Source organism: Enterobacter sp. BIDMC 27 (assembly GCF_000534415.1).
Taxonomy (GTDB): Bacteria; Pseudomonadota; Gammaproteobacteria; order Enterobacterales; family Enterobacteriaceae; genus Enterobacter; species Enterobacter hormaechei_C.
On sequence record NZ_KI973178.1, the window covers coordinates 805,320 to 819,536 of the forward strand.

General features: G+C 52.2%; 13 protein-coding genes. All 13 read left to right on the top strand.

What is annotated here, in order from left to right:
- Positions 1-7: 7 nt before the first annotated feature.
- The 13 genes from atpB (at position 8) to L463_RS18615 (ending at position 14,217) form a co-directional block, all read left to right on the top strand.
- Positions 8-823 carry a F0F1 ATP synthase subunit A gene (atpB, locus tag L463_RS18675; protein ID WP_003862373.1) on the top strand — a complete coding sequence of 272 codons (816 nt, stop codon included), beginning with the start codon at positions 8-10 and terminating at the stop codon, positions 821-823.
- Between the two features lie 49 nt (positions 824-872).
- A complete protein-coding gene (gene atpE / locus L463_RS18670) occupies positions 873-1,112 on the top strand; it encodes a F0F1 ATP synthase subunit C (RefSeq protein ID WP_000429386.1) in 240 nt (79 codons plus the stop codon).
- 48 nt (positions 1,113-1,160) lie between these two features.
- A complete protein-coding gene (atpF, locus tag L463_RS18665; protein WP_003862370.1) occupies positions 1,161-1,631 on the top strand; it encodes a F0F1 ATP synthase subunit B in 471 nt (156 codons plus the stop codon).
- A 14-nt stretch (positions 1,632-1,645) separates the two neighbouring features.
- Positions 1,646-2,179 (top strand): F0F1 ATP synthase subunit delta, encoded by a 534-nt coding sequence (gene atpH, locus L463_RS18660; RefSeq protein ID WP_015570151.1) that lies wholly within the window; start codon positions 1,646-1,648, stop codon positions 2,177-2,179.
- A 12-nt stretch (positions 2,180-2,191) separates the two neighbouring features.
- Complete coding sequence (gene atpA / locus L463_RS18655; RefSeq protein ID WP_003862367.1) at positions 2,192-3,733, top strand: F0F1 ATP synthase subunit alpha; 1,542 nt, start codon at positions 2,192-2,194, stop codon at positions 3,731-3,733.
- A gap of 51 nt (positions 3,734-3,784) precedes the next feature.
- Positions 3,785-4,648 (top strand): F0F1 ATP synthase subunit gamma, encoded by an 864-nt coding sequence (atpG, locus tag L463_RS18650; protein ID WP_003862364.1) that lies wholly within the window; start codon positions 3,785-3,787, stop codon positions 4,646-4,648.
- Positions 4,649-4,679: 31 nt separating this feature from the next.
- Positions 4,680-6,062, top strand: a complete 1,383-nt coding sequence (gene atpD, locus L463_RS18645) for a F0F1 ATP synthase subunit beta (protein ID WP_015570150.1) — start codon at positions 4,680-4,682, stop codon at positions 6,060-6,062.
- A 20-nt stretch (positions 6,063-6,082) separates the two neighbouring features.
- Complete coding sequence (locus L463_RS18640) at positions 6,083-6,502, top strand: F0F1 ATP synthase subunit epsilon (protein WP_032103304.1); 420 nt, start codon at positions 6,083-6,085, stop codon at positions 6,500-6,502.
- A gap of 138 nt (positions 6,503-6,640) precedes the next feature.
- Positions 6,641-8,011 carry a bifunctional UDP-N-acetylglucosamine diphosphorylase/glucosamine-1-phosphate N-acetyltransferase GlmU gene (gene glmU, locus L463_RS18635; protein ID WP_023295652.1) on the top strand — a complete coding sequence of 457 codons (1,371 nt, stop codon included), beginning with the start codon at positions 6,641-6,643 and terminating at the stop codon, positions 8,009-8,011.
- Positions 8,012-8,236: 225 nt separating this feature from the next.
- A complete protein-coding gene (gene glmS, locus L463_RS18630) occupies positions 8,237-10,066 on the top strand; it encodes a glutamine--fructose-6-phosphate transaminase (isomerizing) (RefSeq protein WP_015570148.1) in 1,830 nt (609 codons plus the stop codon).
- Positions 10,067-10,397: 331 nt separating this feature from the next.
- Complete coding sequence (locus tag L463_RS18625; protein ID WP_015570147.1) at positions 10,398-10,922, top strand: fimbrial protein; 525 nt, start codon at positions 10,398-10,400, stop codon at positions 10,920-10,922.
- 95 nt (positions 10,923-11,017) lie between these two features.
- The gene (locus tag L463_RS18620) at positions 11,018-11,701 is read left to right on the top strand and encodes a fimbrial chaperone (protein ID WP_023295653.1); all 684 of its coding nucleotides are present in this window, start codon (positions 11,018-11,020) and stop codon (positions 11,699-11,701) included.
- Positions 11,702-11,739: 38 nt separating this feature from the next.
- Entirely contained in the window at positions 11,740-14,217 is a 2,478-nt protein-coding gene (locus L463_RS18615) for a fimbria/pilus outer membrane usher protein (protein WP_032103306.1), read from the top strand.

A 14,217-nucleotide genomic window follows, 5' to 3' on the forward strand; every position in this document is an offset into this window, starting at 1 on the left:
AGGCATCATGGCTTCAGAAAATATGACGCCGCAGGATTACATAGGTCACCATCTGAATAACCTTCAGCTGGACCTGCGTACATTCTCGCTGGTGGATCCACATAACCCCCCGGCCACCTTCTGGACGATCAACATCGACTCCATGTTCTTCTCGGTGGTTTTGGGTCTTCTGTTCCTGGCCATGTTCCGCAGCGTTGCTAAAAAGGCGACCAGCGGTGTTCCAGGGAAATTCCAGACGTTCATCGAGATGATCATCGGCTTCGTCCATGGCAGCGTGAAAGACATGTACCATGGTAAGAGCAAACTGATTGCTCCGCTGGCCCTGACCGTGTTCGTTTGGGTCTTCCTGATGAACCTGATGGACCTCCTGCCTATCGATTTCTTACCTTGGATCGGTGAGCACGTACTCGGCCTGCCTGCACTGCGCGTGGTTCCGTCTGCCGACGTGAACATCACCCTGTCGATGGCGCTGGGCGTATTTATCCTCATTCTGTTCTACAGCATCAAAATGAAAGGCGTAAGCGGCTTTGTGAAAGAGCTTACCTTGCAGCCGTTCAACCACTGGGCGTTTATTCCGGTCAACCTGATCCTGGAAGGCGTTAGCCTGCTGTCCAAACCTGTTTCACTGGGTCTGCGACTGTTCGGCAACATGTATGCGGGTGAGCTGATTTTCATTCTGATCGCGGGTCTTCTGCCGTGGTGGTCACAGTGGATTCTGAATGTGCCATGGGCCATTTTCCACATCCTGATCATTACGCTGCAAGCCTTTATCTTCATGGTTCTGACGATCGTCTATCTGTCGATGGCGTCTGAAGAGCACTGATTTTTTACCAACACTACTACGTTTTAATTGAAACAAACTGGAGACTGTCATGGAAAACCTGAATATGGATCTGCTGTACATGGCTGCCGCTGTGATGATGGGTCTGGCGGCTATCGGTGCTGCGATCGGTATCGGCATCCTCGGGGGCAAATTCCTGGAAGGCGCAGCGCGTCAACCTGATCTGATTCCTCTGCTGCGTACTCAGTTCTTTATCGTTATGGGTCTGGTGGATGCAATCCCAATGATCGCTGTAGGTCTGGGTCTGTACGTGATGTTTGCTGTCGCGTAGTAGTTGTTTTAAAACCCCAAGCCACAGAAATTTAAGAGGTATTGTGCTGTGAACATGAACGCAACAATCCTCGGCCAGGCCATCGCGTTTATTCTCTTTGTCTGGTTCTGCATGAAGTATGTATGGCCGCCTTTAATGGCTGCCATCGAAAAACGTCAGAAAGAAATTGCTGACGGTCTGGCTTCCGCAGAACGCGCTAAGAAAGATTTGGACCTTGCACAGGCCAACGCGACAGACCAGCTGAAAAAAGCGAAAGCTGAAGCTCAGGTAATCATTGAACAGGCTAACAAACGCCGTTCTCAGATCCTGGACGAAGCCAAAGCTGAAGCAGAACAGGAACGTACTAAGATCGTGACACAGGCTCAGGCTGAAATTGAAGCTGAGCGTAAACGTGCTCGTGAAGAACTGCGTAAGCAGGTTGCGATTCTGGCTGTTGCTGGCGCCGAGAAGATCATCGAACGTTCCGTGGATGAAGCTGCTAACAGCGACATCGTGGACAAACTTGTCGCTGAACTGTAAGGAGGGAGGGGCTGATGTCTGAATTTGTTACGGTAGCTCGCCCCTACGCCAAAGCAGCTTTTGACTTTGCTGTCGAACACCAAAATGTCGATCGCTGGCAGAATATGCTGGCGTTTGCCGCTGAGGTGACGAAAAACGAACAAATGGCCGAGTTGCTTTCTGGTGCGTTAGCGCCTGAAACCCTCGCCGCGTCGTTTATCGCCGTGTGCGGAGAGCAACTGGATGCCAACGGCCAGAACCTGATTAAGGTGATGGCGGAAAATGGTCGTCTCCGTGTGCTCCCGGATGTTCTCGAGCAGTTTGAGCACTTACGTGCCCTTAGTGAAGCTACCGCTGAAGTTGAAGTAACTTCTGCGACTGAACTGAGTAACGAACAGCTTGCGAAAATCACCGCCGCGATGGAAAAACGTCTGTCACGCAAAGTTAAGCTGAATTGCAAAATCGATAAGTCTGTAATGGCAGGCGTAATCATCCGCTCGGGTGATATGGTCATTGATGGCAGCGTACGCGGCCGTCTTGAGCGCCTTGCAGACGTCTTGCAGTCTTAAGGGGACTGGAGCATGCAACTGAATTCCACCGAAATCAGCGAACTGATCAAGCAGCGCATTGCTCAGTTCAATGTTGTGAGTGAAGCTCACAACGAAGGTACTATTGTTTCTGTAAGTGACGGTGTTATCCGCATCCACGGCCTGGCCGATTGTATGCAGGGTGAGATGATTTCCCTGCCGGGTAACCGTTACGCTATCGCACTGAACCTGGAGCGCGACTCCGTAGGTGCCGTTGTGATGGGTCCATACGCTGACCTTGCCGAAGGCATGAAGGTTAAGTGTACTGGCCGTATTCTGGAAGTACCGGTTGGCCGTGGCCTGCTGGGTCGCGTTGTTAACACCCTGGGTGCGCCAATCGACGGTAAAGGTCCGGTTGAGCACGATGGCTTCTCCCCAATCGAAGTTATCGCACCAGGCGTTATCGACCGTCAGTCCGTTGATCAGCCAGTGCAGACGGGTTATAAGTCCGTTGACGCCATGATCCCAATCGGTCGTGGTCAGCGTGAACTGATCATCGGTGACCGTCAGACCGGTAAAACCGCGATGGCTATCGACGCCATCATCAACCAGCGTGACTCCGGCATCAAATGTGTGTACGTGGCTATCGGCCAGAAAGCGTCCACCATTTCCAACGTGGTTCGTAAACTGGAAGAGCACGGCGCACTGTCTAACACCATCGTTGTGGTAGCAACCGCGTCTGAATCTGCTGCACTGCAATACCTGGCGCCATACGCCGGTTGCGCAATGGGCGAATACTTCCGTGACCGCGGTGAAGATGCGCTGATCGTATACGATGACCTGTCTAAACAGGCCGTTGCTTATCGTCAGGTTTCCCTGCTGCTCCGTCGTCCACCAGGACGTGAAGCATTCCCGGGCGACGTATTCTACCTCCACTCTCGTCTGCTGGAGCGTGCTTCCCGCGTTAACGCGGAATACGTCGAGAACTTCACCAAAGGTGAAGTGAAGGGTAAAACAGGTTCTCTGACCGCTCTGCCGATCATTGAAACCCAGGCGGGTGACGTTTCTGCGTTCGTTCCGACCAACGTAATCTCCATTACCGATGGTCAGATCTTCCTGGAAACCAACCTGTTTAACTCCGGTATTCGTCCGGCGGTTAACCCGGGTATCTCCGTATCCCGTGTGGGTGGTGCTGCTCAGACCAAGATCATCAAGAAACTGTCCGGTGGTATCCGTACCGCGCTGGCACAGTATCGTGAACTGGCTGCGTTCTCTCAGTTCGCATCCGATCTGGACGAAGCAACCCGTAAACAGCTGAGCCACGGTCAGAAAGTGACCGAGCTGCTGAAGCAGAAACAGTATGCGCCAATGTCTGTTGCTCAGCAGGGCCTGGTACTGTTCGCGGCTGAACGCGGTTACCTCGAAGATGTGGAACTGGCGAAAATCGGTAGCTTCGAAGCCGCTCTGCTGGCTTACGTCGACCGTGATCACGCTCCGCTGATGCAAGAGATCAACCAGACCGGTGGCTATAACGACGAAATCGAAGGCAAGCTGAAAGCTATCCTCGATTCCTTCAAAGCAACCCAATCCTGGTAATCGTCCGGCGGCTTGTCTCAGGACAAGCCGTCTGGCATTGAGGAGAAGCTCATGGCCGGCGCAAAAGAGATACGTAGTAAGATCGCAAGCGTCCAGAACACGCAAAAGATCACTAAAGCGATGGAGATGGTCGCCGCTTCCAAAATGCGTAAATCGCAGGATCGCATGGCGGCCAGCCGTCCTTATGCAGAGACCATGCGCAAAGTGATTGGTCACCTTGCGAACGGTAATCTGGAATATAAGCACCCTTACCTGGAAGAACGCGACGTTAAGCGCGTGGGCTACCTGGTGGTGTCGACTGACCGTGGTCTGTGTGGCGGCTTGAACATTAACCTGTTCAAAAAACTGCTGGCGGATATGAAAGGCTGGTCCGATAAAGGCGTTCAGTGCGATCTGGCACTGATTGGCTCTAAAGGCGTCTCTTTCTTTAACTCCGTTGGCGGCAACATTGTCGCTCAGGTGACCGGTATGGGTGATAACCCGTCCCTGTCCGAACTGATCGGCCCGGTTAAAGTGATGTTGCAGGCCTACGATGAAGGCCGTCTGGACAGACTGTACGTTGTCAGCAACAAATTTATTAACACCATGTCTCAGGTGCCTACGCTCACTCAGATGCTGCCGTTACCGGCATCAGAAGATGACGAGCTGAAACAGAAAGCCTGGGATTACCTGTATGAACCCGATCCGAAACCGCTGCTGGATACCCTGCTGCGTCGTTACGTTGAATCTCAGGTTTATCAGGGCGTTGTAGAAAACCTGGCCAGCGAGCAGGCCGCACGAATGGTGGCGATGAAAGCCGCGACCGATAATGGCGGCAGCCTGATTAAAGAGCTGCAGTTGGTTTACAACAAAGCTCGTCAGGCCAGCATTACTCAGGAACTCACCGAGATCGTCTCGGGGGCCGCCGCGGTTTAACCAGGTTTACGAATTACGTAGAGGATTCAAGATGGCTACTGGAAAGATTGTCCAGGTAATCGGCGCCGTGGTGGACGTCGAGTTCCCTCAGGACGCCGTACCACGCGTGTACGACGCGCTTGAGGTACAGAATGGTAACGAGAGCCTGGTGCTGGAAGTTCAGCAGCAGCTCGGCGGCGGTATCGTGCGTACCATCGCCATGGGTTCTTCCGACGGTCTGCGTCGTGGTCTGGAAGTAAAAGACCTTGAGCACCCGATCGAAGTCCCGGTAGGTAAAGCAACACTGGGTCGTATCATGAACGTATTGGGTCAGCCAATCGACATGAAAGGCGACATCGGTGAAGAAGAGCGTTGGGCTATCCACCGCGCGGCACCTTCCTACGAAGAGCTGTCCAGCTCTCAGGAACTGCTGGAAACCGGCATCAAAGTTATCGACCTGATGTGTCCGTTCGCGAAGGGCGGTAAAGTCGGTCTGTTCGGTGGTGCGGGTGTAGGTAAAACCGTAAACATGATGGAGCTGATCCGTAACATCGCGATCGAGCACTCCGGTTACTCCGTGTTTGCGGGCGTGGGTGAACGTACTCGTGAGGGTAACGACTTCTACCACGAAATGACCGACTCCAACGTTCTGGATAAAGTATCCCTGGTTTACGGCCAGATGAACGAGCCACCAGGAAACCGTCTGCGCGTTGCGCTGACCGGCCTGACCATGGCTGAGAAGTTCCGTGACGAAGGTCGTGACGTTCTGCTGTTCGTTGATAACATCTACCGTTACACCCTGGCCGGTACTGAAGTATCTGCACTGCTGGGTCGTATGCCTTCAGCGGTAGGTTATCAGCCTACGCTTGCGGAAGAGATGGGTGTTCTTCAGGAACGTATCACCTCTACCAAAACCGGTTCTATCACCTCCGTTCAGGCGGTATACGTACCTGCGGATGACTTGACTGACCCATCCCCAGCCACCACCTTTGCTCACTTAGATGCAACCGTGGTACTGAGCCGTCAGATCGCGTCTCTGGGTATCTACCCGGCCGTTGACCCGCTGGACTCCACCAGCCGTCAGCTGGATCCACTGGTTGTTGGCCAGGAGCACTACGACACCGCGCGTGGCGTACAGTCCCTGCTGCAACGTTATCAGGAACTGAAAGACATCATCGCCATCTTGGGTATGGATGAACTGTCTGAAGAAGACAAACTGGTGGTAGCACGTGCGCGTAAGATCCAGCGCTTCCTGTCCCAGCCGTTCTTCGTTGCGGAAGTATTCACCGGTGCACCTGGTAAATACGTTTCCCTGAAAGACACCATCCGTGGCTTTAAAGGCATCATGGAAGGCGAATACGATCACCTGCCAGAGCAGGCGTTCTACATGGTTGGTTCCATCGAAGAAGCCGTGGAAAAAGCCAAAAAACTTTAACGCCTTAATCGGAGGGTGATATGGCAATGACTTACCACCTGGACGTCGTCAGCGCAGAGCAACAAATGTTCTCTGGTCTGGTCGAGAAAATCCAGGTAACGGGTAGTGAAGGTGAACTGGGTATTTTCCCGGGTCACGCACCGCTGCTCACCGCCATTAAGCCTGGTATGATCCGCATCGTTAAACAGTTCGGTCATGAAGAGTTTATCTATCTGTCCGGCGGCATTCTTGAAGTGCAGCCAGGCAGTGTGACCGTTCTGGCCGATACCGCTATTCGTGGCCAGGATCTCGACGAAGCGCGAGCCCTGGAATCGAAGCGTAAGGCTGAAGAGCACATTAGCAGCTCTCATGGTGACGTGGATTACGCTCAGGCGTCTGCGGAGCTGGCCAAAGCGATCGCGAAACTGCGCGTTATCGAGTTGAGCAAAAAAGCGATGTAACACCGGCTTGAAAAGCACAAAAGCCAGTCTGGATCCCAGACTGGCTTTTTTTTTCGGCCTTAATTCATGATGAAAAAGATGTAGAATTTTAAGCATCAAACGTTTTTACTTCTCACACAAACTACCGTCAGGATGCGTATGTTAAACAGTGCGATGAGCGTGGTGATCCTTGCCGCAGGCAAAGGTACCCGCATGTATTCCGATCTGCCTAAGGTGCTCCACACGCTGGCAGGAAAGCCAATGGTTCAGCATGTTATTGATGCAGCGAATGAATTAGGCGCCAGCCAGGTGCATCTGGTTTATGGACATGGCGGCGATCTGCTGAAAAAAACGCTGCATGACGACAATCTCAACTGGGTGCTACAGGCAGAACAGTTGGGTACAGGCCATGCGATGCAGCAGGCTGCACCCTTCTTCTCTGATGATGAAGATATCCTGATGCTCTACGGCGACGTCCCGCTGATCTCCGTTGAAACCCTCACTCGCCTACGTGAAGCCAAACCGCAGGGCGGCATCGGTTTGTTGACCGTCGTGCTGGACGATCCAACCGGCTATGGCCGCATTACGCGTGAAAACGGCAAGGTAACCGGGATTGTTGAGCATAAAGATGCCACTGACGAACAGCGCCAGATTCAGGAGATCAACACCGGCATCCTGATTGCGAACGGTGCGGATATGAAGCGCTGGCTGTCCAGACTCAACAATAACAACGCGCAGGGTGAATACTACATCACCGATATTATTGCGATGGCGTACCACGAAGGGCGTGAAATTGCCGCCGTTCATCCGGCTCGCATCAGCGAAACGGACGGGGTAAACAACCGTCTCCAGCTTTCTCGCCTGGAGCGTATTTATCAGTCCGAGCAGGCAGAAAAGCTGTTGCTCGCGGGCGTTATGCTGCGCGATCCGGCGCGTTTCGATCTGCGTGGCACGCTGACCCACGGGCGCGACGTTGAAATAGATACTAACGTTATCCTGGAAGGTAACGTCACGCTGGGCAACCGCGTCAAAATCGGCACTGGCTGCGTGATTAAAAACAGCGTGATCGGTGACGACTGCGAAATCAGCCCGTACAGCGTGGTGGAAGATGCCCATCTTGAGGCGGCATGTACCATCGGCCCGTTTGCGCGTCTGCGCCCGGGCGCTGAGCTGCTGGAAGGCGCTCACGTAGGTAACTTTGTGGAAATGAAAAAAGCGCGTCTGGGTAAGGGCTCGAAAGCCGGTCATCTGACCTATCTGGGCGATGCGGAAATTGGCGACAACGTAAACATCGGTGCTGGAACCATCACCTGTAACTATGACGGTGCCAATAAGTTTAAAACCATCATCGGTGATGATGTGTTTGTAGGCTCCGATACCCAGCTGGTGGCGCCCGTCACCGTGGGCAAAGGCGTGACCATTGCCGCCGGGACAACCGTTACGCGCGATGTGGCCGAGAACGAGCTGGTGTTAAGCCGTGTGCCGCAGGTCAGCAAGCAGGGCTGGAAACGCCCGGTGAAGAAGAAGTAACAACAAGGCGGGTGGCGCTATGCTAACCCGCCCTACGATTGAGTAGGCCTGATAAGGCGTAGCCGACATCAGGCAAACCCGGGAGAGGAGATAAATATATATCTCCCCCCACAAGCAGTACCCATAAAAATAACCCCACTCTCTACAAGGCTCGGGGCGCCCGGAAAGGGCAAATACAGGTCAGCGACAACGCATGGCATAACGCCATAATCAGGAAATCTAACTATGTGTGGAATTGTTGGCGCAGTTGCGCAGCGTGATATTGCTGAAATCCTTCTCGAAGGTTTACGTCGTCTGGAATACCGTGGTTACGACTCAGCCGGTCTGGCTGTGGTCGATGCAGAAGGTCATATGACCCGTCTGCGTCGTCTCGGTAAAGTGCAGATGCTGGCCCAGGCTGCGGAAGAACATCCGCTGCACGGTGGCACCGGTATTGCACATACCCGCTGGGCGACCCACGGTGAGCCATCTGAAGGCAACGCACACCCGCATGTGTCTGAACACATTGTGGTGGTGCATAACGGCATTATCGAAAACCACGAACCGCTGCGTGAAGAACTGAAAGCGCGCGGCTATACCTTCGTCTCTGAAACCGACACCGAAGTGATTGCTCACCTGGTGCACTGGGAGCTGGCAAAGGGCGGTACACTGCGTGATGCGGTGCTGCGCGCTATCCCTCAGCTGCGTGGTGCTTACGGTACGGTGATCATGGATTCCCGCGACCCGTCCACGCTGCTGGCCGCGCGTTCCGGTAGTCCGATGGTGATTGGTCTGGGTATGGGTGAAAACTTTATCGCTTCCGACCAGCTGGCGCTGCTGCCGGTTACCCGTCGCTTTATCTTCCTGGAAGAGGGAGACATTGCCGAGGTGACACGTCGCAGCGTGACCGTATTCGACACGAAAGGCGAGCAGGTTAAGCGTCAGGAGATCGAATCAAACCTGCAATACGACGCGGGCGACAAAGGTGCTTACCGTCACTACATGCAGAAAGAGATCTACGAACAGCCAAACGCCATTAAAAACACCCTGACCGGGCGCATCAGCCACGGCGAAGTGGATCTGAGCGAGCTGGGCGCCAATGCCAACGAACTGCTGGGCAAAGTCGAGCACATTCAGATCGTGGCCTGCGGTACCTCTTATAACTCCGGTATGGTCTCGCGCTACTGGTTTGAATCCCTGGCGGGCGTGCCGTGTGATGTGGAAATCGCGTCTGAGTTCCGCTACCGCAAATCTGCGGTGCGTCGTAACAGCCTGATGATCACCCTTTCTCAGTCTGGCGAAACGGCTGATACCCTGGCGGCGCTGCGTCTGTCTAAAGAGTTGGGTTACCTGGGCTCGCTGGCCATCTGTAACGTGCCGGGCTCTTCGCTGGTACGTGAATCCGATCTGGCGCTGATGACCAAAGCCGGTACTGAAATTGGCGTGGCTTCCACCAAGGCGTTTACCACTCAGTTAACCGTTCTGCTGATGCTGGTGGCGAAACTGGCGCGTCTGAAAGGTCTGGATGCCTCCGTTGAACACGACATTGTGCATGGCCTTCAGGCGCTGCCGAGCCGTATCGAGCAGATGCTGTCTCAGGACAAACGCATTGAGGCGCTGGCGGAAGATTTCTCTGACAAACATCACTCCCTGTTCCTGGGGCGTGGCGATCAGTATCCGATTGCGCTGGAAGGCGCACTGAAGCTGAAAGAGATCTCTTACATTCACGCTGAAGCTTACGCGGCAGGTGAACTGAAACATGGCCCGCTGGCGCTGATCGACGCGGATATGCCGGTTATCGTGGTGGCACCGAACAACGAACTGCTGGAAAAACTGAAATCTAACATCGAAGAAGTGCGCGCCCGTGGTGGTGTTCTGTACGTCTTTGCGGATAAAGACGCCGGTTTCGCCAGCAGCGACAACATGCACATCATCGAGATGCCGCATGTGGAAGAGGTGATTGCGCCGATCTTCTATACCGTTCCGCTGCAACTGCTGGCTTATCACGTCGCGCTGATCAAAGGCACCGACGTTGACCAGCCGCGAAATCTGGCGAAGTCTGTTACCGTAGAATAATATTATATATCACTTAGGAATAACCCCGTTAATTTATGATTACGGGGTTATTTTTATATCAAAACATAAATATTTTCTGAAAAATAAAGTTTCCCACTTCTTATTAAATAAAAACTAATTACAGTGTGTCGACTTTTCTGTGTGATATAAAATTATATTAAGTAATAAAACGCTTATGTTTATTCTCTTATTCCATCAGTAATAATTAATACAATATTATTTCTCCTTGTTATTTTCATTTTTCAGTTTACTATTTCCTGGCCGGGATGGTTCGGCAATATTTGTTTTAATAATGAAACATGATTATTCATAACTTCAGGATAATGTCATAATGAATGGAAAACTTTTTAAAAGCGCATTAGTTTGCTCATCTTTGCTTTTAGGTTGGCAGGCGCACGCGGGGAACGGCAATGGTACTGTACACTTTACAGGCGAAATTATTGACAGCACCTGTGAGGTTACTGCGCCAACACAAACTCAAACCGTTGACCTTGGTAAAGTCAATAAATCCGCCTTTTCTGGTGCAGGCTCGACGGCTTCCGTACAGGCTTTCCAGATCGATCTTGAAAATTGCCCTGATACATATAAAAAAGCCACCGCTCGCTTTGATGGTACAGAAGATGGAGACGGTTACCTTAAACTGAACGCTGGTGGAGCTACAGGGGTTGCCGTTGCCATCTACAACCGTGCTGACAACACCTTGCTGAAGCTCTACAACCAGTCAGTCAGTGCAGATATCGACGCTGATGGCAAGGCGACACTGCCGTTCATGGCTCGCTATATTGCTACCTCCGCAACCGTAACGCCTGGTGTGGCAAATGCGGATTCTGAATTTACTATCACTTACAGTAATTAACCTCTAGCTTTCCGAAATATAATCAGGCCTGGCAAGGCAGGTTTCTTTACGTCTAATGGACAGCGAAACCTCGCAGGCCTGTCACAGGATATGATATGCGCAGGCGTTTTATCGACATTTTTATTATTCTCTTTTTAGTCGTGTGTGCCTCTCCCTCCTGGGGTGGGATTATTATCGGTGGTACGCGGGTTATTTTCCCCAGCAATAAAACAGATACCACTATTTCTGTAATTAATAATGATACTTCCTTACCCTATCTGATTCAGGCATGGATTGATCCTTTTTTAGCCACAGAGAAAACGAAACCACCGTTTACCGTTATTCCTCCTGTTTCAAGGCTGGAGCCAAAACAGGAGCGCGTATTGCGCATTATTAAAACAAAAGGCGATTTACCCACCGAGCGGGAATCTGTCTTTTGGCTGAATGTTAAGAATATCCCTCCAACGCCGGACAAACAGAACAGCAAGCTGGAAATCGCGATTAAAACGCGCATTAAGTTATTCTGGCGCCCTGCCAGCATTACTGAAAAGCCTGAAACCGCCAGCCTAAAAGTCATCTGGCGCAAACAAGGCAATACCCTGGTGGTTAATAATCCTACGGCTATCCATATCAACGTTATTGATGTTGCTGTAGACGGCAAACCGCTGGATTTGGCGATGATTAAGCCCTTTGAGACGCTCAACATTCCCTTACCCGCTGGCGTCGCGGGTAAGACACTCACCTGGCATAGCATCAATGATTATGGCGCGATAAGCGACGTCATCAAATACCCCCTTTGACTCAGGCGAGATGGTTAACGTTGAAGCGCATCTATTTTATGTTATCCCTGGTGTCGCTGTGGGTCAGCGGCACGTATTCCGGGCACGCTGCTGGTGAAACCTTTAACTCACGATTGTTAGAACTTGAACATCCGGTCGACATTGATATCAGTCAGTTTAGCCGGCCCGATAATCTCCCTGAAGGGGATTATCAGGTTGATATTTATATCAACGAGCGCTTTTTTGAGCGCCGTGAAATCCATTTTTTTCGAACAAACAACGAGAGCGCACTCCAGCCCTGTTTCCGCGACTTAAAAAATACGCTGGCTACGTTTGGCATAAAAGTGGATGCCATAAAAGCACTGGCTACGATTAACACCAGCCGCTGCGAGCCCGTTCCCCCGCTTACGGGAGCTACATGGGTTCTGGATGACGAAAAGCTCGCGTTACGGGTCTCTATCCCGCAGATTTATATGGATTCTTCAGCGCGTGACGCTATTCCGCCTTCACGCTGGGATCAGGGTATTAATGCCCTGATGGTGAATTATGATTTTTCAACCACCCAGACGTTGAAATCAGACTATGACAGTGACGATCTGTATTATCTGAACATGCGTAGCGGTATTAACCTTGGCAGCTGGCGACTTCGCAACTACAGCACCCTCAATGCGGTAAACAGCAACGGCAGTTATCATTCTGCGAGTACGTATTTACAACGTGATATTGCCAGCCTGCGAAGCCAGATAATGATGGGGGATACCTGGACGGCAAATGATCTATTCGATAGCAGCCAGGTGCGCGGCGTGCGCCTGTACACCGATAATGACATGCTGCCGGATAGTCTGAACGGCTTCGCACCCGTCGTCCGGGGCATTGCTAAAAGTAATGCCGTCGTCACCATTCGTCAGAATGGCTACATTATCTATCAATCTGCTGTTCCTCAGGGGCCGTTTGCCCTGACCGATCTCAACACCACCAGCAGTGGGGGCGATCTCGACGTTACGATCAAAGAAGAAGACGGTAGTGAGCAGCATTTTACGCAGCCTTATGCTTCCCTGGCGATATTGCGACGGGAAGGCCAGACGGACTTTGATATCAGCATTGGCGAACTGAACAACAGCGATCGCTATTCACCTGATTTATTGCAGGCTCAGCTTTTACGCGGCATGCAAGGGGGAATGACGCTGTATGGCGGCACACAGTTAGCTGAGAATTACACTGCCATAGCGGCTGGTATTGGTCAGGATCTCGGCGAGATCGGGGCGATATCGATGGATGTCACCCATGCGGCGTCTCGTTTTGTCGATGATACGGAGCAGGGGCAATCCTGGCGTTTTCTCTATTCCAAGACGTTCGATGTAAGTAATACCAGCCTGCGAATAGTAGGCTATCGCTATTCAACGGAAGGATTTTATACCCTGGATGAGTGGGCTTCCCGCAGGAGCGATAGCGAGACGTTCTGGCAAACGGGTAACCGCAGAAGCCGTCTGGAGGGAACGTGGACACAACCTTTTGCGCAGGGGTATGGAAATATTTACCTGACGCTGAGCCGTGAACAGTACTGGCGAACGGATAACGTTGAACGGCTGATCCAGATTGGTTACAGCAACAGCTGGAAACAGATGACGTGGAATGCGTCATGGAACTATACCGATACTGCGAATCATCACGATGGGGACTGGGAAAAGGATGGCGAAAACGAACACGTTTTCATGCTGTCACTCTCGCTTCCGCTCTCCCAGTGGTTACCGAACACCTACGCCAACTATAACGTTACTGGCAACAATAAAAACAGCGTCTCCCATCAGGTAGGCCTGAACGGAAGGCTGCTTCAGAACAACAACTTGAACTGGAACATACAGCAATCCGTTGATGAAAGTGGCGGCAGTACGGGGGGGAATGCGGGACTGGCATGGGACGCGGCTTATGGCTCCATGAAAGGTAACTATGCCTGGAGCAACGAAACCCGAAGTCTCAATTATGGCGTCAGCGGCGGCATTCTACTGCATTCAGAAGGTGTCACCTTCTCACAGGAAATGGGAGAAACCGTCGCGCTGGTGAAAGCTCCAGGAGCGGCGGGCCTGGCGGTGGAAAACAGCAGCGGTGTCGCGACGGACTGGCGCGGCTACACCGTAAAAACGCAGCTGTCACCCTATGATGAAAATCGTATCGCAATTGGCGACAGCGACTTTGCCTCTGGCAATGTTGAACTGGAAAAAAGCGTCCAGAATCTGGTTCCCACCCGTGGAGCGGTAGTAAAAGCGGAATTCGTTACGCATATCGGCTACCGCATCCTTTTCAGCGTTCATCTCAGCAATGGCAAACCTGCGCCTTTTGGGGCAACGGGATCGGCAACGCTGGACACCGGAAGCGTTACGGGCATTGTCGGAGAAGAGGGCGAACTCTATCTCTCAGGCCTGCCGGAAAAGGGGCAATTTACGTTGACGCTAAACGACGGCGCAACCTGTCGGGCGGAATACACGCTTCAACAACAGCCTGACGCTGGACTGGTGCAGATGCCCGTCACGTGTCGATAA